The sequence below is a fragment of the Streptomyces sp. bgisy027 genome, assembly GCF_057710365.1.
Map to the genome: position 1 here is coordinate 30346 of NZ_JBYIVZ010000027.1, position 18037 is coordinate 48382.

Sequence of the window (18037 nt, forward strand, 5' to 3'; positions counted from 1 at the left end):
CCCACGTTCGGCCCCCAGGGCAAGCCCCAGCGGAGGTACCGCCCCATGCCCACGCCGCCCCGCCGCTCCCCCACCCCCGCGCAGCGACGCCCGCAGCCGTCCCGCGGCGGCGAGCGGCCGGTCGCTCCAGCGCGGCGCAGGCGGCCACGCTGGGCCATGCGGGCGGTGACGACGCTGTCCGTCGTGGTGCTCGCCTCCGCCGGCATCGGGCACGCGGTGGTGACCAGCCTGGACGCGAAGATCGAGCGGGTGGACCCGTTCAAGGACATGAAGAACCGGCCGCCGACCGGGCACGGGATGAACGTCCTGCTCGTCGGCACCGACGGCCGCGACCGCATCAGCGACGAGGAGCGGCGCAAGTACAAGCTGGGCGGCGCCCCGTGCCACTGCACCGACACGATCATGATCGTGCACATCTCGGCGGACCGGGAGCGGGCGAGCGTGGTGAGCCTGCCGCGCGACTCCTACGCCGAGGTGCCGGCCGGTGACGGCCGCAAGGCGCACGCCATCAAGATCAACGCGGCGTACGCGGAGGGCGGTCCGAACCTCACCGTGCGCACCGTCGAGCACATGACGCACGTCAAGATCGACCACTATCTGGAGGTCGACTTCACCAGCTTCATGAAGACGGTGGACGTGCTCGGCGGGGTGCGGATCTGCACCGCCGAGCCGCTGAAGGACTCCTACACCGGCCTCGACCTGTCGGCCGGCTCCCACCGGCTGATGGGCGGCGAGGCGTTGCAGTTCGTGCGCGCCCGGCACATCGACAGCGACTCCGACCTGGGGCGGGTGCAGCGTCAGCAGCGGTTCATGGCGGCGCTGGTGGAGCGGGCGACGTCGTCGGGGATCCTGCTGAACCCGATGCGGTTCCGGGACGTGACGCGGGCGGTGCTGGGGTCGGTGCGGGCGGACAAGGAGTTCGGCACGGGCGAGCTGCTCGACCTCGGGCGGGCCATGCGGAACTTCTCGCCCTCGTCGTCGGAGTTCACGACCGTGCCGATCGGGCAGCTCGGGTACACGGTCAAGGGCCTCGGTTCCACGGTGAAGTGGGACACCGAGCGGGCCGAGCGCCTGTTCCGATCCCTGCGCGAGGACAAGCCGCTGGCCGAACAGCGCACGCGGCACCGGGCCGTCCCGGTGGAGGTCGCCCCGCAGCAGATCCACGTCCAGGTGGAGAACGGCACCGCGCAGGAGGGCCTCGGCAAGCGCGCCGACACCGCGCTGGCGGGGATCGGGTTCCGTACGACGGGACGTCCGGTGCCCGCGGCGGAACACTCGCTGAAGCGGACGGTCGTCGCCCACGACCCCGGCTGGGACCGCTCGGCGAAGTCCCTGGCCGCCGCCCTGCCCGGCAGCGAGCTGCGGGCCGTGAAAGGGCTCGGGCCGACGCTGAAGGTGATCGTGGGCAAGGACTTCAAGCAGGTCCGCAAGGTACGGGCCGAGGACCCGCTGCAGAGCCACTCCGCGGTGGTCCGGGGCGACGAGACCGGGTGCTCGTAACCCCGGAACAGGGTCGGGAACCAGCCATGGCGTCGCCGCCCCGTCCCCCGGGATGACGGTCCGGCCGGCTCAGTCCTGGTAACCCTCCGCCGCCCGCTTCTCGCGCAGCTCCTTGATGGCGCGGCGGCGGGCCAGACGGTGGGTGCGGCGGATCTGGGCCTCCTGGTAGCGGCGGTTGTCGCGCTCGGTCTCCGGCATCACCGGGGGCACCCGGCGCGGCTTGCCGTCGGCGTCGACGGCGGCGAACACCAGGTACGCCGAGCCGACCTGCTGGGGCGGCGTCGACTCGTTCCAGCGCTCGGCGAGCACCCGTACGCCGACCTCCATCGAGGTCCGCCCGGTCCAGTTCACCTGGGCTTTCACATGGACGAGGTCACCGACGCGGACCGGCTCCAGGAACACCATCTCGTCCATGGACGCGGTGACGGCGGGGCCGCCGGAGTGCCGGCCGGCCACGGCTCCCGCGGCGTCGTCGACGAGCTTCATGATCACACCGCCGTGCACCGTGCCCAGAAGGTTGGTGTCGTTGTGGGTCATGATGTGGCTGAGAGTGGTGCGTGATGCGGATGTCGGTTTGCCCGGGATCTCCGGATTGCCCGACTCCACTGCGGTGACCTGGTCTGTCATGCCGTCCACCTTATGCCGCGCCGTCATTCGCGGACTTTGTGTTGGGTTCGCAACAGCCGTGCCTCTATTTTCCGCCGACCCTTGTAAGACACCTGGCCGCGCCCTGCACACTTAGGCGCATGAATGACTGGCCTCAGGCATGGTCCGACGACAACCGCGGCAACCGTTACGGACGCGGCAGCGCTGGCGCACAGCCCGAGGGCGCGCGCGTGATGCGGCAGGTCCGCCGCGGCCCGGCGGCGCCGCCCGGCCAGGGCTACGGCGGTGTGCCGCAGCAGCCGTCGTACGTGAACGGCCAGGGGCACGGCGGCTACGCCGACGACGGCTATGACGACGGGTACGACAGCGGCTACAACACGGGCCAGGTCTACGGCGGCGGGGGCGGCGGCCGGGACGGCGGGGGGATGCGCGAGCCGCGGCCCGCGCCGAACTGGCGGCGCCGTATCAAGCTGACGACGATCACGCTGGCGACCGTGCTGGTCGTGACGTCCGTCGCCACCTACTTCTGGGCCGACTCCAAGCTCAACCGCGAGGTCGACCTGTCCAAGGTCATCGACCGGCCGGAGGCGGGCGAGGGCACCAACTACCTGATCGTCGGCTCCGACAGCCGTGCGGGCATGTCCGCCGAGGAGAAGAAGAAGCTGCACACCGGCTCCGCCGAGGGCAAGCGCACGGACTCGATGATGATCCTGCACGTCGGCAGCAACGGCGACACCCTGGTCTCCCTGCCCCGCGACTCGAACGTCACGATCCCGTCGTACAAGGGCTCCGACTCCGGCAAGCTCTACGAGAGCACCGGCCGGCAGACGAAGCTGAACGCGGCGTACTCGGAGGACGGCCCCGAACTGCTGGTGCGCACCGTCGAGGCCAACACCGGTCTGCGCATCGACCACTACGTCGAGATCGGCTTCGGCGGCTTCGCCAACATCGTGGACTCCGTCGGCGGCGTCGAGATAGACATCCCGCAGGACATCAAGGACTCCAAGTCCGGCGCCGACTTCAAGAAGGGCAAGCAGACCCTGAACGGCGAGGAGGCGCTCGCCTTCGTCCGCACCCGGTACGCGCTGCCCGGCTCCGACCTGGACCGCACGAAGAACCAGCAGAAGTTCCTCTCGGCCCTGGCCAGCCAGGTCGCCACCCCGGGCACGGTGCTGAACCCCTTCAAGCTCTACCCGACCATGGGCGCGGGACTGGACTCGCTGATCGTCGACAAGGACATGAGCCTGTGGGACCTGGCGTCCATGTTCTGGGCGATGAAGGGCGTCAGCGGCGGTGAGGGCAAGTCGATGAACATGCCGCTCTCGGGCAACTCCGCGAACGGCAACCTCCAGTGGGACACCGCGAAGGTGAAGAAGCTGGTGGAGCAGCTGAAGAACGACGAGACGGTGACCGTCTCGGGCAAGTAGGGCGCGACGGCACTGATCGAGGGCACCCGCACCGGGTGCCCTCGACTGCTGTCAGGCGGCGGTCACATCGTGGCGCCGGCCATCGCGTGACAGGTCGCGGCGCAGCGGCGACACGCCTCCGCGCAGCGCATCATCTGCGGATCGTCCGGCATGGACATACACGCCTCGGCGCACATCTCACAGGCCTTGGCGCACATCGCGCACATCTCGGCCGACATGGGCGAGCGGCGCATCATCATGTCCGCGCACATGCGGGTCGTCTCGGCGCAGTCCATGAGCGCCCGCATGATCTGCATCTGCGCCTGGCCGCCCATCTGCATACAGGAGCTCATGGTCTCCTCGCAGATGCTGTGACAGGTCATGCACGCGTCGACGCAGTCCTGCATCTCCTTGCTCATCGGCATGGTTCCGGGCTGGGTCATGGCTCCTCCTGGGGGACGCGGGAGCCCGGGGCGGGCCCCGTGCCCTTCCGTCCTACGCCCGCCCACGGCGGGGCGCCATCGGGCGAGCGCGAACAATTCACACCAGAAGCCGCACTGGGCACACACCTCCGCATTCCGTCGCAGGCGCGGCCAGAGGACCGAACGGGTGAAGGGTGCCCGGGAGACCCGGACACCCTTCACCTTCAAATCCCGCGGGGCTACGGAAGGTTGCGCGCCATGACGATCCGCTGGACCTGGTTGGCGCCTTCATAAATCTGCGCGCTTTACGGGCAACACGGCGCTGACCTGCGCGAACACCCCTCTTGGCGGAACCCTCCCCAGCATTTCCCCATGATCGTCGGGAGTCTACCCAGGTCGGCGCCGTACCGGCGGCAGCCTCTCCGACCGGCCGGAGGAGCGGCAGGCTCCGGGGAGGTTACGCGGTTTCCCGTTTCGTCAACCGTGATCGCTTGACCCGCGCGCCGTGGCCTCGGGAGCATCAACCCAGATGCGGCGTACTGACAGCAGCACGGGAGAGGGGAACCCAGGCTATGAAGGTCACCAAGCTGGTCAGCACGTGCGACCTCACGGACTGCCCGACGATCTACGCGACGGATCGCGGCACGCTCTTGTTTCAGGGTGAGACTCCGACGGACCACGGGCTTCGGATTCCCGCTCACGAAACCCTGGTCGAGATCCCGATGGAACTGATCCAGAAGGCCATCCGTGACAACCTCATCTAGGCCCCTTGGCGACCTCTTCGACACGTTCCAGCGTGAGGCGTTCCGGCTCGAAACCCTGGACGACTACAGCAAGTCCGGGAACGTCGACGCCTACCAAGCGTTCCTGGCCGGGGAGTCACAGCCGGACGACTACAACGCGGGCTGGGTCGAAAAACTCCGCTCACACACCGGAAAAGGGAAACGGGTCTACCGCGTTCACATTCTGCGTCGTCCACTCACGGACTATCTTAGGTTCGAACTCGGGTGGGGATACCAGAAGAATATGTCCGGGGGTGAGGAGTTCTTCATTCTAGACATCACCGACAGGCCGAACCCCCTGGCGAACGTACCTGACTTCTGGTTCTTCGACTCCCAGTCCGTGGCCGTGATGAACTACGACGGCGCCGGAAAGTACCTGGGCTCGGAAGTCCTGCCACCGGAACGAACCGCGGAATTCGCCGGGCACCGTGACGCGGCACTCGCCCACGCGGAGCCGTTCACCGAATGGTGGGCCAAGTACGGGGCGTGAACAGGGCACAGTTGGGGGCCGCGCTGCGGGCACTGCGCCAGGCATCCGGGAAGGAGGCCAAAGCAGTCGCCCGTGGCGCACTCATGTCTCCGTCCAAGCTCTCCAAGATCGAGAACGCGAAGCTGGCTCCCAGCGCGACGGACGTAGAGCGCATCCTCATCGCCATCGGCGTTTCTCCCGAGATCAAGGCCGAGTACACCGAGGCCGCCCGATCGGCCGGCACTGAGACGACAGAGTGGCGGCTGCTGAAGCGGGTTGGCGTGCACAAGGGTCAGCAGGAGGTCAAGGCCCTCGAAGCCCAGATGTCCGTGCTGCGGATGTTCCAACCGGCCCTGGTTCCCGGACTGCTCCAGACTCCCGAATACATCCGAGCCGTGCTGCAACGCCACGAGCTGAGTGATGACACACTGGCCCGAACGATCAGCGGTCGACTGGAACGCCAAGCCATTCTCTACGACAGCTCCAAGTCACTGCGGTTCGTCATCACAGAACCCGTGTTGCGGTGGCGGATCGTCCCGCCCCCTATGATGGCCGCCCAACTGGACCGGATAGTTTCCGCATCACGGCTCTCCCATGTCGACATCCGCGTGGTCCCTCTGAGCATTCAGCAGCACGACATGGCGAACCATTCCTTTGCCATTCGGGACAATCGGATGGTCACTGTCGAGACGGTCCATGCTGAGGTACTCATTACCGACCCCAGGGACGTGGATATCTACGTAAAGAAGTTCAACGGGTTCGCACGAGTGGCGTTGTCCGGTGACAACATGCGCAGCCTGGTCGAAGGGATCCGCGACGACTTCTTGCGGGAACAGGAAACAGGCTAGAGCTGCCTCCTTGGCCCGCCGAAGATGGCGCCATGGAGAGCGAAGAGAGAACTTCGGATCCTGGAGCCAACACGCCGGCAGGGACGCGCCTGTCGGAGCCACCGCGCGAGCCGTCACCCAAACCCGGTTGCGCTGACTGCCTGTCGATATCGGTAGCCCGCGAGAACGCCCGCTCCACGTTCGACTACAGCGCCGTATCCGACGCCAACGTACGGATGCGCCAGCACCACGCAGAAGCGCACGCGTCATGAGAAAGGGAGCGGGCTCAAGGCTCTTCGCCGACCGCCCCCTGATGACCATGCGGGTCTCTCGCGATTCAGGGCAGACCTGGGGGCCGGAGCAAGCCGTGGCCACGACGGACGATCTTCCGCCGCTGCTCACAAGCGCTTGGCCGCCATGCGAGTGCTGGCGCTGCACGGAACGCGGCCAAGGTTCCGGACGCTGAAGTCTCTCCCTCTCCTCCCTTGAACTCCCGCCCGGACTGGGCGGCGGCGGTCAGCCATGGCCGCGATTAGTTGAGCAGGAAGGTGCAGTAATGCTGAACGGAACCGACCTGTACGCGCTCGACATCAACGGGGCCTCGTTCGTGAAGGCGTGCGGCGGCCCCTGTACCGAGGGGTGCGTGACCCTGGCCCGAATCGGTGAGGACGCCTGGGCCCTGGGCGACAGCAAGCGGCCAGACGCACAGCCGCTGCGGTTCACCTCGGAGGAGCTGGACGCGGCGGGTATCGACCCGGCGCGCTTCGGCCTGAACGTCTGATCCTCCCCCTCCGCCAGTCGGGCTCGGGTCCATCCCCCGTCCCTGGGTCCGAGCCCGGCACTCCTCGAAACGGGAACGACTCGTGCACCATCACGGCTATCTGTGGAACGGCCCGAAAGAACGCTTCGATCAGGAAGCCCTACGGCGGCCCCCGCACCCTGAGCCGCCACCGGCCGGGAGTAGACCGGAACTGATCCAGCGGTATCGGGAGGTGTTGGCCGAGTTCCCGACCGTTGACATTCCGCCGCTGGAAACGGCGTACTGGCTCATCAAGCCGCGTTCGCTGGTTCGTGGCACGTGGGATGAGGCGAAGGAAGCGGCGGCCTGGCTCGGAGAACGGTTGGCGGAGTACGCGCCCCGGTTCGCGTCAGAGGCGGAACGGGACACCACCCATCTGACGCTTCTCGTGAACTCCGCCGCTGAGCGGATGAAGGAGGGCGGTGACGTGTCCCACGGCTTCTACCTCGAACGACCCTCGTACTTGTCTCTGGCCGCCGTGACGTGCTCCCCGAATCGCTCGATGCCTGAACTGGCCTGCCCAGCCAGGTAGTCGAAGCAACAAAGAAGCCCCGGCCAGTGGCCGGGGCTTCTTGAAGGGGCCGAGCAGCGCGGTCGGGCCGCCATCGCAACAATGCTGACGCCCGGCGCGGACGACCCCACGGAGGCGTCGGAGGTCGCCTGATCGGCGCACGGCAACAGCCCCCGGCATCACGCCGGGAGCTGCGTTGTTTGTGCAGGTCAGCGGCTACTTTCAGCCCGGCATTCGCCCAGGATTCCCCCAGCATGACGCCCGTGAACGGCCTTGATCAAGCCGCAACAGGCAGAAAGCCAAGGCTGTCCTCTCGGACCCTCGAAATAGCCTTTGACCTGCCAAAACCCTGCTAAGGAAGGTTCCTGGCCATCACGATCCGCTGGACCTGGTTCGTGCCCTCATAAATCTGCGTGATCTTGGCATCGCGCATCATGCGCTCGACGGGGTAGTCACGGGTGTAGCCGTAGCCGCCGAGGAGTTGGACGGCGTCCGTGGTGACCTCCATCGCCACGTCCGAGGCGAAGCACTTGGCGGCGGCGCCCAGGTAGGTGAGGTCGGCGTCGCCGCGCTCGGAGGCGGCGGCGGCCTGGTAGGTCAGCGCGCGGGCGGCCGAGATCTTCATGGCCATGTCGGCGAGCATGAACTGGATGCCCTGGAAGTCGGCGATCGGCTTGCCGAACTGCTTGCGCTCCTGGACGTAGCCCTTGGCGTAGTCGAGGGCACCCTGGGCGATGCCGAGGGCCTGCGCGGCGATGGTGATGCGGGTGTGGTCCAGCGTCTTCATCGCGGTCGCGAAGCCGGTGCCCTCCTCGCCGATCATGCGGTCCGCCGGGATGCGGACGTTGTCCAGGTAGACCTCGCGGGTCGGGGAGCCCTTGATGCCGAGCTTCTTCTCGGGGGCGCCGAAGGAGACGCCCTCGTCGGACTTCTCCACGACGAACGCCGAGATGCCCTTGGAGCGCTTCGCCGGGTCCGTGACCGCCATCACCGTGTAGTACTCGGAGACGCCGGCGTTGGTGATCCAGCGCTTCACGCCGTTCAGTATGTAGTGGTCGCCGTCGCGGACGGCCTTCGTCTTCATGCCGGCCGCGTCCGAGCCGGCGTCGGGCTCGGACAGGCAGTAGGAGAACATGCCCTCGCCCTTGGCGAGCGGGGTCATGTACCGCTTCTTCAGGTCCTCGGAGCCGGAGAGGATCACCGGGAGCGAGCCCAGCTTGTTCACGGCCGGGATCAGGGAGGAGGACGCGCAGACGCGGGACACCTCCTCGATCACGATCACGGTGGCCAGGGCGTCGGCGCCGGCGCCGCCGTACTCCTCGGGCACGTGCACCGCGTGCAGGTCACCCGCGACCAGGGCGTCCAGCGCCTCCTGCGGGAAGCGGGCGTCCTCGTCGACCGCGGCGGCGTGCGGCGCGATCTTCGCCTCGGCCAGGGAGCGGATGGCGTCACGGAGCATGTCGTGCTCCTCGGACGGGCGGTACAGGTCGAAGTCAGCCGATCCGGCCAAGGTCTCTCACGCTCCAAGGACTCTGGGTGGCAGGTGTGATGCCGGTGCTAATTACCGTTAAGTAACTCAAATTTTAGGGGTCGGCTCACGGGAGTGATACGTGAGCTTGGCGACAGCTGGGAAGTTGCCCGTCAGGGCCTCCGGTTATGCTCGGGCCCGCACGCCCCCGTCCCCCCTCTGGAGTCCCCCATGGCCCTGAAGATCACCGTGATCGGTACCGGCTATCTCGGCGCCACCCACGCCGCGGCCATGGCCGAGCTCGGGTTCGAGGTCCTGGGGCTCGATGTCGTGCCCGAGAAGATCGAGATGCTCGGCCGGGGCCGGGTCCCGATGTTCGAGCCCGGTCTCGAGGAACTGCTGCGCAAGCACGTCGCCGGCATCGAGGGCTCCACGGGCCGGCTGCGCTTCACCATGGACTGGGCCGAGGTCGCCGAGTTCGGCGACGTGCACTTCGTCTGCGTGAACACTCCGCAGAAGCACGGCGAGTACGCCTGCGACATGAGCTACGTCGACTCCGCCGTCGAGTCCCTCGCCAAGCACCTGCGCGGCCCGAACCTGGTCGTCGGCAAGTCGACCGTGCCGGTGGGCAGCGCCGACCGGCTCGCGGCCCGCATCCTGGAGCTCGCGCCGGGCGGCGGCGAGGTGGAGCTGGCCTGGAACCCGGAGTTCCTGCGCGAGGGCTTCGCCGTCGACGACACCCTGCACCCGGACCGGATCGTGGTCGGCGTGCGCAGCGAGCGCGCCGAGGAGCTGCTGCGCGAGGTGTACGCGACGCCGATCGCCGACGGCTCCCCCTTCGTCGTCACCGACTTCCCCACCGCCGAGCTGGTGAAGACCTCCGCGAACTCCTTCCTGGCCACCAAGATCTCCTTCATCAACGCGATGGCGGAGGTCTGCGAGGCCGCCGGCGGCGATGTCGCCAAGCTCGCGGAGGCCATCGGGCACGACGACCGGATCGGAAGGAAGTTCCTGCGCGCCGGCATCGGCTTCGGCGGCGGGTGCCTGCCCAAGGACATCCGCGCCTTCATGGCCCGCGCCGGTGAGCTGGGCGCCGACCAGGCGCTGACGTTCCTGCGCGAGATCGACTCGATCAACATGCGCCAGCGCGGGCAGATGGTGGAGCTGGCGCGGGAGGCGCTCGGGGGCGGGCCGTTCCTCGGGAAGCGGGTCGCCGTGCTCGGCGCCACCTTCAAGCCCGACTCGGACGACGTACGGGACTCCCCCGCGCTGAACGTCGCCGGGCAGATCCACCTCCAGGGCGGCCAGGTCACGGTCTACGACCCCAAGGGCATGGGCAACGCCCGCCGTCTCTTCCCGACCCTCGGCTACGCCGACAGCGCGGTCGAGGCCGTGCGCGGCGCCGATGTCGTCCTGCACCTGACGGAGTGGCGGGAGTTCCGCGAGCTGGACCCGAAGGCGCTCGGCGAGGTCGCGGCGGCCCGGGTCATCCTGGACGGCCGCAACGCCCTCGACCCCGAGCTGTGGCGCCGGGCGGGCTGGAGCTACCGGGCGATGGGCCGGCCGACGGCCTAGTTTCGTGCGAGATACGGGCGACGCCGTTTCGGCCGAGGCTCAGTCGGCCGAAACGGCGTCCTCCGCATTCTGCCGCACCCGGGCGTATCACGCCGAATGAATCTTCAACGACCTTTCGAAATGGCTCACTTCGCTCGGTAGCGCCGCATCTTCGCGCGCGCCCCGCACACCTGCATCGAGCACCAGCGGCCGCGCCCCGCCGGACTGCGGTCGTAGTACGCCCAGTGGCAGTCGCCCGCCTCGCAGGCCTTCAGCCTGCCCCAGGTGCCCTCGACCAGGGCCTGGGCGATGGCCGCCGCCACCCTGGAGCGCAGCGGCCTCTCGTCGGCGGCGGCGAGGACGGCCGAGCCGTCGGCGGCGTCGACCGCGACCAGCAGCGGGCTCGCGGCCAGCAGCGTGCCGAGCGGGGTCACCTCGCGGTGCGCCGGATGGCCGGCGTGGGCGAGCAGGGCCACACGCAGGGACTCCCGCAGCTCCCGCGCCCCGGCCACGTCCCCCTCGGTGAGCCCGAAGCGCGCCCGGCCCTGTGCCGTGTCCAGCGAGTCCGCGCCCGAATCCAGGTCCAGCGTGTTGACCAGCGACTGGACCAGCTCCAGGCCCCCGGGGGCGGGCGATCTCTCACTCATGACTGCACGCTATCCCTCGGTTCTCCCATCCCCTTGCGACGTTACCTCCAATACGGGAGTATCAGGTAACCGCGTTACCTGATGACGCGCTATAGCGGTAACCACGTCTCAAGGAGGAAGTCATGGCCATCGCCGAACTGGGCGCCGTCGTCCTGGACTGTCCCGACCCCCGCGCACTCGCGGGCTTCTACGCGCGCGTGCTCGGCGGAAGCGTCGAGGGCGAGGGGGACTGGGTGGATCTGGCGGTGCCGGGCGGGCGGGCGCTGGCGTTCCAGGCCGCCCCCGGATTCGTACCGCCGAAGTGGCCCGCGCCCGATCACTCCCAGCAGTTCCACCTGGACCTGACCGTCGAGGACCTGGACGCGGCCGAGGCGCAGATCCTCAGCCTCGGCGCCAAGCCCCTCGACACCGATGACCGCTCCCGCGGCTTCCGGGTCTACGCGGATCCGGCGGGCCACCCGTTCTGCCTCTGCCGGGCCTGACGTCCCGCGACCGGGCCGCCCCGGCCGCCGCTCAGCCGTCCAGCTCGGCGATCTTCATCGTCGAGGGCGCCCGGCGGCGCTGTGCCTCCCGGGCCGTGAAGTCGGCCTCGCGCAGCACGCGTTGGACGTTACCCCAGGTCAACAGGGCGATGTCGGTCTCGGACCAGCCGCGGCGCAGCAGTTCGGCGACGAGGTGCGGATAGCAGGAGGCGTCGCTGAGGTCCTGCGGGTGGGCGGCGCCGGCGTCGTAGGTGCCGGACAGGCCGACGCAGCCGGGGCCGGCGATCTCACGGACGTGGTCGAGGTGGTCGGCGACGTCCCGGACGGACGGGCCGGTCTGCTCGGCGGTGAGCGGCACCATGCACAGGCCCCGCACCCCACTCAGCTCGGACAGCAGGTCGTCGGGGAGGTTGGCCGGGTGCGGGCGCAGGGCGCGGGCGGCCGAACGGGCGCACAGGACCGGCGCCTTGGACACCGCGCACGCCCGGCGCACGGTGTCCGCGGAGGCGCCGGAGAGGTCCGCCAGCACCCCGAGGCGGTTCATCTCGCGCAGCACCTCCTCGCCGAACCGCGTCAGCCCCGACTCGCTCGCCCAGGAGACGCCGGACAGGGTCAGGGCGCGCAGCCCGAGGCCGTGCAGGGAGCGCAGGATGCCGAGCGAGTCGCCGAGCGCGGCGGCCCCCGCCGGTCCCGGCAGCACGGCGACCCGGCCGCTGTGGAGGGCGTCGGTGATCGGGCCGGGGGTGTCGGCGAGGCGCAGGCCCTCGGCGTGGGCCCGTACGACGGTCTTCACCAGGTCCAGCTGGTCCAGCGTGGCGCCGACGGCCCGGTCCCCGTCGAGCGCCTCGGGCAGGTGCAGCGCCCAGAACAGCGCGCCCACGTGGCCCTCGCGCATCCGCGGCACATCGGTGTCGACGGCGCTCTCGCCGAGCTCCAGGTCGAACCAGGGCAGCCGGCGCAGCGCCCACGGCAGTCCGCTGTAGCCGTCGGCGACGGGATGCGCGGCCAGCAGGCGGTGGGCGCGGGCGAGGAGGTCGGTACCGGGGTCCTCGCCCGGGCCGGTGACGGCCTCGGACGGATCCCCGGGCAGCCGCTCGGGCAGATCACCTATCTCGCCGGCCTCGGGGCCGGCATCCGCTTCGTACTTGAGGTCTGCCATGGCGGTCTCCGTACGTGATCGACGTACTGATCAGCAGTACGGTTCACCGTCGCACGGACCCACGGGGCCTTCGAGGTGGGCGGGGCGTTCGGGGGTACCTCAGCCCTCCCGCGCCGCCTGATGACGTCGCCCAGCGTGTCGCGGATGGGGCCCCCGATCGAGCGAAGCCGAGAGTGGGGGGAGGACCAGGTCGGCGATCAGGCGGTCGATGCGGGCGCGCTCGTGCCCGCCGGCCTGGCGGACCCGCCGTCCGGACGGATCCGGGCGGCCCGGCCGGGCACCCTGATCGCCGACCCGGTGCTCCAGGAGCTGCCCGCGGCGAGGATCGGCGTCAAGTCGGCCCGGCTGCCGTCTGCCGGCCGCCGGGGCCGGTCTGATCGCGCCCTCGGCCGCCCGTTCCTCGCCGGCCCCGACCCGGTGCGGCGTCTCGCGCTCGGGGCGCCGCCGAACCCGGTGCGGGACCGGTACCTGATGTACGCGGGCGGGGCGACCGGCTGCACCGACCGTCCCGCCCTCGACGATCAGCCGTCCAGCGCCTCGATGGTCGCGTTGGACGGACCCCGCCTCGTCTGAAGGTCGCGGGCCACGTCCTCCGCGGCGCCCAGCACCCGTACCGCGTTCCGCCAGGTCAGCTTGGCCAGGTCGGGCCCGGACCAGCCGCGGTCCAGCAGCTCGGCGATCAGGTTGGGGTAGCCGGAGACGTCGCTGAGGCCGTCCGGGGTGAAGGCGGTGCCGTCGTAGTCGCCGCCGATGCCGAGGTGGTCGACGCCGACGACCTCGCGCATGTGGTCCAGATGGTCGGCGACCGTGGACACCGTGGCGACCGGGCGCGGGTTGGTCTCCTCGAAGGCGCGGTGCACCTTCATCGCCTCGGCGGTGGTGTCGAGGTGGTGGAAGCCGTGGGCGCGCATGTTCTCGTCGGCCGCGACGGTCCAGTCGACCGCCGCCTGGAGCACGAACTTCGGCACGAACGTCACCATCGCCACACCGCCGTTGCCGGGCAGCCGCTCCAGCACGTCGTCGGGGATGTTGCGCGGGTGGTCGCACACCGCGCGGGAGGAGGAGTGCGAGAAGATCACCGGGGCGGCGGAGGCGTCGAGCGCGTCCCGCATGGTGGTGGCCGCCACGTGCGAGAGGTCGACCAGCATGCCCTCGCGGTTCATCTCCCGCACGACCTCACGGCCGAAGGCCGACAGGCCGCCCACGCCGGGCTCGTCCGTCGCCGAGTCCGCCCACGCGATGTTGTCGTTGTGCGTGAGCGTCATGTAGCGGACGCCGAGCGCGTACAGCGCGCGCAGCGTGGCGAGGGAGCCGGCGATCGAGTGACCGCCCTCGGCGCCCATCAGGGAGGCGATACGGCCCTCCGCGCGGGCCGCCTCCATGTCCGCCGCCGTCAGCGCCGGGCGCAGGTCGCCCGGGTAGCGCGCCAGCAGCTGCCGTACGCAGTCGATCTGTTCCAGGGTGGCGCTGACCGCCTTGTCGCCCGCGTAGTCCGAGCGGACGTACACCGACCAGAACTGCGCGCCGACACCGCCCGCGCGCAGGCGGGGGATGTCGGTGTGCAGGTGACCGCCCTGGTCGCCGGCGATGTCGCGGGCGTCGAGGTCGTAGCGGACCTGCTCGCGCAGCGCCCAGGGGAGGTCGTTGTGACCGTCGACGACGGGGAACTCGCGCAGCAGTTCCCGGGCTGCCTCCAGGGAGGTCATCGGCGTCACTTCCCCGCGCCGAAGCCGAACCCGCCCGCTCCCTCGACCTTGGCGCGCAGGCGCTTGCCCTTCTCGGTGGCCTGGTCGTTCAGGTCCTGCTGGAACTCGCGCATCCGCTGGAGCAGGTCCTCGTCGTGGGCAGCGAGGATGCGGGCGGCGAGCAGCCCGGCGTTGCGCGCGCCGGCGACCGAGACGGTGGCCACGGGCACGCCGGCCGGCATCTGCACGATGGAGAGCAGGGAGTCCATGCCGTCGAGGTACTTCAGCGGCACGGGCACGCCGATCACCGGGAGCGGGGTCACCGAGGCGAGCATGCCGGGCAGGTGGGCGGCGCCACCGGCACCGGCGATGATCACCTTCAGCCCGCGTTCGGCCGCCTGCTCGCCGTAGGTGACCATCTCGCGCGGCATGCGGTGCGCGGAGACGACGTCGACCTCGTAGTCGATCTCGAACTCGTCGAGGGCCTGGGCGGCGGCCTCCATGACGGGCCAGTCGCTGTCCGAACCCATGACGATGCCTACAACAGGGCTCATTCGGTGATCGTGCCTCTCAGGTAACCGGCAGCGTGACGTGCGCGTTCGAGGACGTCGTCCAGGTCGTCGCCGTAGGTGTTGACGTGGCCCACCTTGCGGCCCGGCTTCACGTCCTTGCCGTACATGTGGATCTTCAGCTGAGGGTCGCGGGCCATGCAGTGCAGGTACGCGGAGTACATGTCCGGGTAGTCGCCGCCGAGGACGTTGACCATCACCGTCCACCCGGCCCGCGGGCGCGGGTCGCCGAGGGGGAGGTCGAGGACGGCACGGACGTGGTTGGCGAACTGCGAGGTGACGGCGCCGTCCTGGCTCCAGTGACCCGAGTTGTGCGGGCGCATCGCGAGTTCGTTGACGAGGATGCGGCCGTCGCGGGTCTGGAACAGCTCGACCGCGAGGTGGCCGACGACGCCGAGCTCCTTGGCGATGGTCAGGGCCATCTCCTCGGCCTTCAGCGCGAGGGCCTCGTCGAGGTCGGGGGCCGGCGCGATGACGGTGTCGCAGACGCCGTTCACCTGCTGGGACTCGACCACCGGGTACGCGACGGCCTGGCCGTGCGGCGAGCGCACGACGTTGGCGGCGAGCTCGCGGACGTAGTCCACCTTCTCCTCGGCGAGGACGGGGACGCCGGCGCGGAAGGGGTCCTCCGCCTCGGCCGCGCTGTCCACGACCCAGACGCCCTTGCCGTCGTAGCCGCCGCGGACCGTCTTGAGGACCACCGGGAAGCCTTCGCCCTCGGCCGCGAACGCGGCGACGTCCTGCGGGTCGCTCACGATGCGGTGCCGGGGGCACGGCACACCGATCGCATCGAGCCGCGCGCGCATCACTCCCTTGTCCTGGGCGTGCACGAGCGCGTCGGGGCCCGGGCGGACGGGGATGCCGTCCGCCTCCAGCGCCCTGAGGTGCTCGGTGGGCACATGTTCGTGATCGAAAGTGATCACATCGCACCCGCGGGCGAACCCACGCAGCGTGTCGAGGTCGCGATAGTCGCCGATGACGACATCGCTGACCACCTGCGCCGCGGAATCCTGCGGGGTGTCACTGAGAAGCTTGAACCTGATGCCGAGCGGGATGCCTGCCTCGTGTGTCATACGCGCGAGCTGGCCCCCGCCGACCATGCCGACTACCGGGAACGTCACGCCCCTAGGGTATCGGCCGCGCCGGGGCGACCCTCTTACCGGACTTTTCCGGGTCTCTTCTCCGGCGTATGAGCTCACCCACAGGCAATCGCGAAGGGGGGTGGTTAGCATGGCTGAGTTGACGAAACCGACCGACAGGGAGCCTTCACAACCATGGGACGTGGTTCCTCGGGGCTTCGTGTGCCGCCTCCGGTGTCCGGAAAATCCGTACGGCAGCGCTTCGACCGGCTGGTGCGTGAGGTCGCGAAGTTCGGCGCGGTGGGCGGAGCGGGGCTGCTCGTCAACCTTCTGGTGTTCAACCTGGTGCGGCATGTCACCGACCTCCAGGTCGTGCGCGCGAGCGTCATCGCGACGGTCGTCGCGATCATCTTCAACTACATCGGCTTCCGGTACTTCACCTACCGGGATCGCGACAAGAGCCGCCGCACCCGGGAACTGAGCCTGTTCCTGCTGTTCAGCGTGGTCGGCCTGGTGATCGAGAACGGTGTCCTGTACGCGGCGACCTACGGCTTCGGCTGGGACAGCCCGCTGCAGAGCAACATCTTCAAGTTCCTCGGCATCGGCGTCGCGACGCTGTTCCGCTTCTGGTCGTACCGCACGTGGGTGTTCCGTGCGCTGCCGGCGCCGGAGCCGGCACCATCCGCCGAATCGTTCCTGGAGCCCCCGCGCGGGCCTGCGGCGCCGGAGCGCCGGGTCGGCCAGCGCGTGGGCTGAACGGGCCGCTATCGGACCGTCTGCCCCGAGTCCTGCGGCTTCTTCGGAGGCTGGGTGCGGGACAGGAACAGCGCTATGACCGGGGGCTTCCCCTGGAGCATCTCCAGGCGGCCGCCGTCGGCCTCGGCCAGGTCACGGGCCACCGCGAGACCGATGCCCGTGGAGTTGCGGCCGCTGATGGCGCGCTCGAAGATGCGGGCGCCGAGGTCGGCGGGGATGCCGGGACCCTCGTCCGTGACCTCGATCACCGCCTGATTGCCGGTCACGCGGGTGCGCAGCGCGACCGTGCCGCCGCCGTGCATGAGGGAGTTCTCGATCAGCGCGGCGAGGACCTGCGCCACCGCCCCCGGGGTGCCGACGGCCTCGAGGTGCCGCTTGCCGGAGCTGACGATGGCCCGGCCCGCGCTGCGGTAGGCGGGACGCCACTCGGCCAGCTGCTGCTGGATGACCTCGTCGAGGTCGAAGGTGACGGCGGAGCCGGTGCGCGGGTCGCGGGAGTTGGTCAGCAGGCGCTGGACGACGTCCGTGAGGCGCTCCACCTGTGTCAGGGCGATGGTCGCCTCGTCCTTCACCGTGTCGGGATCGTCGGTGAGGGTGATCTCCTCCAGCCGCATGGACAGCGCGGTGAGCGGGGTGCGCAGCTGGTGCGAGGCGTCGGCGGCCAGGCGCCGCTCCGCCGTCAGCATCCGGGCGATGCGCTCGGCGGAGGAGTCCAGCACGTCCGCCACCCGGTCCAGCTCGGGCACGCCGTACCGCTTGTGCCGGGGCCGGGGGTCGCCCGAGCCGAGACGTTCCGCGGTCTCCGCGAGGTCGGTCAGCGGCGAGGCCAACCGGTTGGCCTGGCGTACCGCGAGCAGCACGGCCGCGATCACCGCGAGCAGGGCCACGGCCGCGATGATCAGCAGCGTACGGCCGACCTCCCGCGTCACCGACGAGCGCGGCTCCTGCACGGTGACCGTCTCGCCCTCCTCGCCGGTCTCCGTGGCGCTGATGACGTCGCCGGTCGGCTTGGTGCCGACCTGGATCAGCGGCTTCCCCGGGATCCGGATCTCGGCGTAGCGGTCCCCCTGGATCTGCTCCCGCAGCACCTCGGCGTCCACGGTCTCGTCCCCGAGCAGCCGGCTGTCCACGATGCTGACGAGCCGTACCGCCTCGGTGTCCACCCGCTCCTGCGCGGTGCTGGTGATCGTCCGCGTCTCGACGATCACCAGCGACACGCCGAAGACGGCGATGACGACGAGAACGACGGCGAGGGTGGACTGGATCAGTCGACGGCGCATGTCCTGCTACTTACCTGTGGGGCCTGGATACCGCTG

20 protein-coding genes are annotated in these 18037 nt (G+C 69.8%); 11 read left to right on the forward strand and 9 right to left on the reverse strand.

Features of this window, described 5'->3' with window-relative positions:
- Positions 1-45 precede the first annotated feature (45 nt).
- On the forward strand, positions 46-1500 hold the full coding sequence (locus AC3ETA_RS26390; protein ID WP_432195389.1) for an LCP family protein: 1455 nt from the start codon (positions 46-48) through the stop codon (positions 1498-1500).
- 69 nt (positions 1501-1569) lie between these two features.
- Here AC3ETA_RS26390 and AC3ETA_RS26395 read toward each other — a convergent pair whose 3' ends face one another.
- A complete protein-coding gene (locus tag AC3ETA_RS26395; protein ID WP_432195390.1) occupies positions 1570-2127 on the reverse strand; it encodes an acyl-CoA thioesterase in 558 nt (185 codons plus the stop codon).
- A gap of 119 nt (positions 2128-2246) precedes the next feature.
- Between AC3ETA_RS26395 and AC3ETA_RS26400 the strand changes: the two genes are divergently transcribed.
- A complete protein-coding gene (locus AC3ETA_RS26400; RefSeq protein WP_432195391.1) occupies positions 2247-3533 on the forward strand; it encodes an LCP family protein in 1287 nt (428 codons plus the stop codon).
- 62 nt (positions 3534-3595) lie between these two features.
- On the opposite strand, the gene AC3ETA_RS26405 is transcribed toward AC3ETA_RS26400, so the two are convergent.
- Positions 3596-3955, reverse strand: a complete 360-nt coding sequence (locus AC3ETA_RS26405; protein ID WP_030955587.1) for a four-helix bundle copper-binding protein — start codon at positions 3953-3955, stop codon at positions 3596-3598.
- A gap of 551 nt (positions 3956-4506) precedes the next feature.
- Here AC3ETA_RS26405 and AC3ETA_RS26410 point away from each other — a divergent pair.
- The 5 genes from AC3ETA_RS26410 (at position 4507) to AC3ETA_RS26430 (ending at position 7343) form a co-directional block, all read left to right on the forward strand.
- Positions 4507-4698, forward strand: coding sequence for a hypothetical protein (locus AC3ETA_RS26410; RefSeq protein WP_432195392.1), 192 nt, complete (start codon positions 4507-4509; stop codon positions 4696-4698).
- Positions 4682-5206 (forward strand): DUF6879 family protein, encoded by a 525-nt coding sequence (locus AC3ETA_RS26415; RefSeq protein ID WP_432195393.1) that lies wholly within the window; start codon positions 4682-4684, stop codon positions 5204-5206. Before AC3ETA_RS26410 ends, AC3ETA_RS26415 begins: the two co-directional genes overlap by 17 nt.
- Entirely contained in the window at positions 5203-6033 is an 831-nt protein-coding gene (locus tag AC3ETA_RS26420) for a helix-turn-helix domain-containing protein (RefSeq protein WP_432195394.1), read from the forward strand. Before AC3ETA_RS26415 ends, AC3ETA_RS26420 begins: the two co-directional genes overlap by 4 nt.
- A gap of 535 nt (positions 6034-6568) precedes the next feature.
- Positions 6569-6793 (forward strand): DUF397 domain-containing protein, encoded by a 225-nt coding sequence (locus AC3ETA_RS26425; RefSeq protein WP_432195395.1) that lies wholly within the window; start codon positions 6569-6571, stop codon positions 6791-6793.
- An 82-nt stretch (positions 6794-6875) separates the two neighbouring features.
- Positions 6876-7343 carry a hypothetical protein gene (locus AC3ETA_RS26430; protein ID WP_432195396.1) on the forward strand — a complete coding sequence of 156 codons (468 nt, stop codon included), beginning with the start codon at positions 6876-6878 and terminating at the stop codon, positions 7341-7343.
- A gap of 331 nt (positions 7344-7674) precedes the next feature.
- On the opposite strand, the gene AC3ETA_RS26435 is transcribed toward AC3ETA_RS26430, so the two are convergent.
- Positions 7675-8832 (reverse strand): acyl-CoA dehydrogenase family protein, encoded by a 1158-nt coding sequence (locus AC3ETA_RS26435; protein WP_359043970.1) that lies wholly within the window; start codon positions 8830-8832, stop codon positions 7675-7677.
- A 189-nt stretch (positions 8833-9021) separates the two neighbouring features.
- On the opposite strand from AC3ETA_RS26435, the gene AC3ETA_RS26440 reads away from it, so the two are divergent.
- Positions 9022-10365: a UDP-glucose dehydrogenase family protein gene (locus AC3ETA_RS26440; protein WP_432195397.1), complete on the forward strand. Its 1344-nt coding sequence runs from the start codon at positions 9022-9024 to the stop codon at positions 10363-10365.
- Between the two features lie 125 nt (positions 10366-10490).
- Here AC3ETA_RS26440 and AC3ETA_RS26445 read toward each other — a convergent pair whose 3' ends face one another.
- Entirely contained in the window at positions 10491-10991 is a 501-nt protein-coding gene (locus AC3ETA_RS26445) for a CGNR zinc finger domain-containing protein (RefSeq protein ID WP_432195398.1), read from the reverse strand.
- Positions 10992-11113: 122 nt separating this feature from the next.
- On the opposite strand from AC3ETA_RS26445, the gene AC3ETA_RS26450 reads away from it, so the two are divergent.
- Complete coding sequence (locus tag AC3ETA_RS26450; RefSeq protein ID WP_432195399.1) at positions 11114-11473, forward strand: VOC family protein; 360 nt, start codon at positions 11114-11116, stop codon at positions 11471-11473.
- A 31-nt stretch (positions 11474-11504) separates the two neighbouring features.
- On the opposite strand, the gene AC3ETA_RS26455 is transcribed toward AC3ETA_RS26450, so the two are convergent.
- On the reverse strand, positions 11505-12632 hold the full coding sequence (locus AC3ETA_RS26455) for a dipeptidase (protein ID WP_432195400.1): 1128 nt from the start codon (positions 12630-12632) through the stop codon (positions 11505-11507).
- A gap of 144 nt (positions 12633-12776) precedes the next feature.
- On the opposite strand from AC3ETA_RS26455, the gene AC3ETA_RS26460 reads away from it, so the two are divergent.
- The gene (locus AC3ETA_RS26460) at positions 12777-13205 is read left to right on the forward strand and encodes a hypothetical protein (protein WP_432195401.1); all 429 of its coding nucleotides are present in this window, start codon (positions 12777-12779) and stop codon (positions 13203-13205) included.
- Here the strand turns inward: AC3ETA_RS26460 and AC3ETA_RS26465 are convergent.
- From AC3ETA_RS26465 to AC3ETA_RS26475, 3 genes are read right to left on the reverse strand one after another with little or no spacing between them, the layout of a single operon-like run.
- A complete protein-coding gene (locus tag AC3ETA_RS26465; RefSeq protein WP_432195402.1) occupies positions 13154-14338 on the reverse strand; it encodes a dipeptidase in 1185 nt (394 codons plus the stop codon). The genes AC3ETA_RS26460 and AC3ETA_RS26465 overlap by 52 nt on opposite strands.
- 5 nt (positions 14339-14343) lie before the next feature.
- On the reverse strand, positions 14344-14871 hold the full coding sequence (purE, locus tag AC3ETA_RS26470) for a 5-(carboxyamino)imidazole ribonucleotide mutase (RefSeq protein ID WP_185843892.1): 528 nt from the start codon (positions 14869-14871) through the stop codon (positions 14344-14346).
- A complete protein-coding gene (locus AC3ETA_RS26475) occupies positions 14868-16007 on the reverse strand; it encodes a 5-(carboxyamino)imidazole ribonucleotide synthase (protein ID WP_432195403.1) in 1140 nt (379 codons plus the stop codon). The genes purE and AC3ETA_RS26475 overlap by 4 nt, the downstream gene beginning before the upstream one ends.
- A 153-nt stretch (positions 16008-16160) precedes the next feature.
- Between AC3ETA_RS26475 and AC3ETA_RS26480 the strand changes: the two genes are divergently transcribed.
- Complete coding sequence (locus AC3ETA_RS26480) at positions 16161-16721, forward strand: GtrA family protein (protein ID WP_432195404.1); 561 nt, start codon at positions 16161-16163, stop codon at positions 16719-16721.
- An 8-nt stretch (positions 16722-16729) separates the two neighbouring features.
- On the opposite strand, the gene AC3ETA_RS26485 is transcribed toward AC3ETA_RS26480, so the two are convergent.
- Positions 16730-18001, reverse strand: coding sequence for an ATP-binding protein (locus tag AC3ETA_RS26485; protein ID WP_432195405.1), 1272 nt, complete (start codon positions 17999-18001; stop codon positions 16730-16732).
- Positions 18002-18037: the final 36 nt, after the last annotated feature.

Excerpts from the sequence above, each read along its gene's own strand:
- AC3ETA_RS26390 (WP_432195389.1), top strand. The coding sequence starts at position 46 with ATGCCCACGCCGCCCCGCCGCTCCCCCACCCCCGCGCAGCGACGCCCG.
- AC3ETA_RS26395 (WP_432195390.1), bottom strand. The coding sequence starts at position 2,127 with ATGACAGACCAGGTCACCGCAGTGGAGTCGGGCAATCCGGAGATCCCG.
- AC3ETA_RS26400 (WP_432195391.1), top strand. The coding sequence starts at position 2,247 with ATGAATGACTGGCCTCAGGCATGGTCCGACGACAACCGCGGCAACCGT.
- AC3ETA_RS26405 (WP_030955587.1), bottom strand. The coding sequence starts at position 3,955 with ATGACCCAGCCCGGAACCATGCCGATGAGCAAGGAGATGCAGGACTGC.
- AC3ETA_RS26410 (WP_432195392.1), top strand. The coding sequence starts at position 4,507 with ATGAAGGTCACCAAGCTGGTCAGCACGTGCGACCTCACGGACTGCCCG.
- AC3ETA_RS26425 (WP_432195395.1), top strand. The coding sequence starts at position 6,569 with ATGCTGAACGGAACCGACCTGTACGCGCTCGACATCAACGGGGCCTCG.
- AC3ETA_RS26440 (WP_432195397.1), top strand. The coding sequence starts at position 9,022 with ATGGCCCTGAAGATCACCGTGATCGGTACCGGCTATCTCGGCGCCACC.
- AC3ETA_RS26445 (WP_432195398.1), bottom strand. The coding sequence starts at position 10,991 with ATGAGTGAGAGATCGCCCGCCCCCGGGGGCCTGGAGCTGGTCCAGTCG.
- AC3ETA_RS26450 (WP_432195399.1), top strand. The coding sequence starts at position 11,114 with ATGGCCATCGCCGAACTGGGCGCCGTCGTCCTGGACTGTCCCGACCCC.
- AC3ETA_RS26455 (WP_432195400.1), bottom strand. The coding sequence starts at position 12,632 with ATGGCAGACCTCAAGTACGAAGCGGATGCCGGCCCCGAGGCCGGCGAG.
- AC3ETA_RS26460 (WP_432195401.1), top strand. The coding sequence starts at position 12,777 with ATGGGGCCCCCGATCGAGCGAAGCCGAGAGTGGGGGGAGGACCAGGTC.
- AC3ETA_RS26465 (WP_432195402.1), bottom strand. The coding sequence starts at position 14,338 with ATGACCTCCCTGGAGGCAGCCCGGGAACTGCTGCGCGAGTTCCCCGTC.
- purE (WP_185843892.1), bottom strand. The coding sequence starts at position 14,871 with ATGAGCCCTGTTGTAGGCATCGTCATGGGTTCGGACAGCGACTGGCCC.
- AC3ETA_RS26480 (WP_432195404.1), top strand. The coding sequence starts at position 16,161 with ATGGGACGTGGTTCCTCGGGGCTTCGTGTGCCGCCTCCGGTGTCCGGA.
- AC3ETA_RS26485 (WP_432195405.1), bottom strand. The coding sequence starts at position 18,001 with ATGCGCCGTCGACTGATCCAGTCCACCCTCGCCGTCGTTCTCGTCGTC.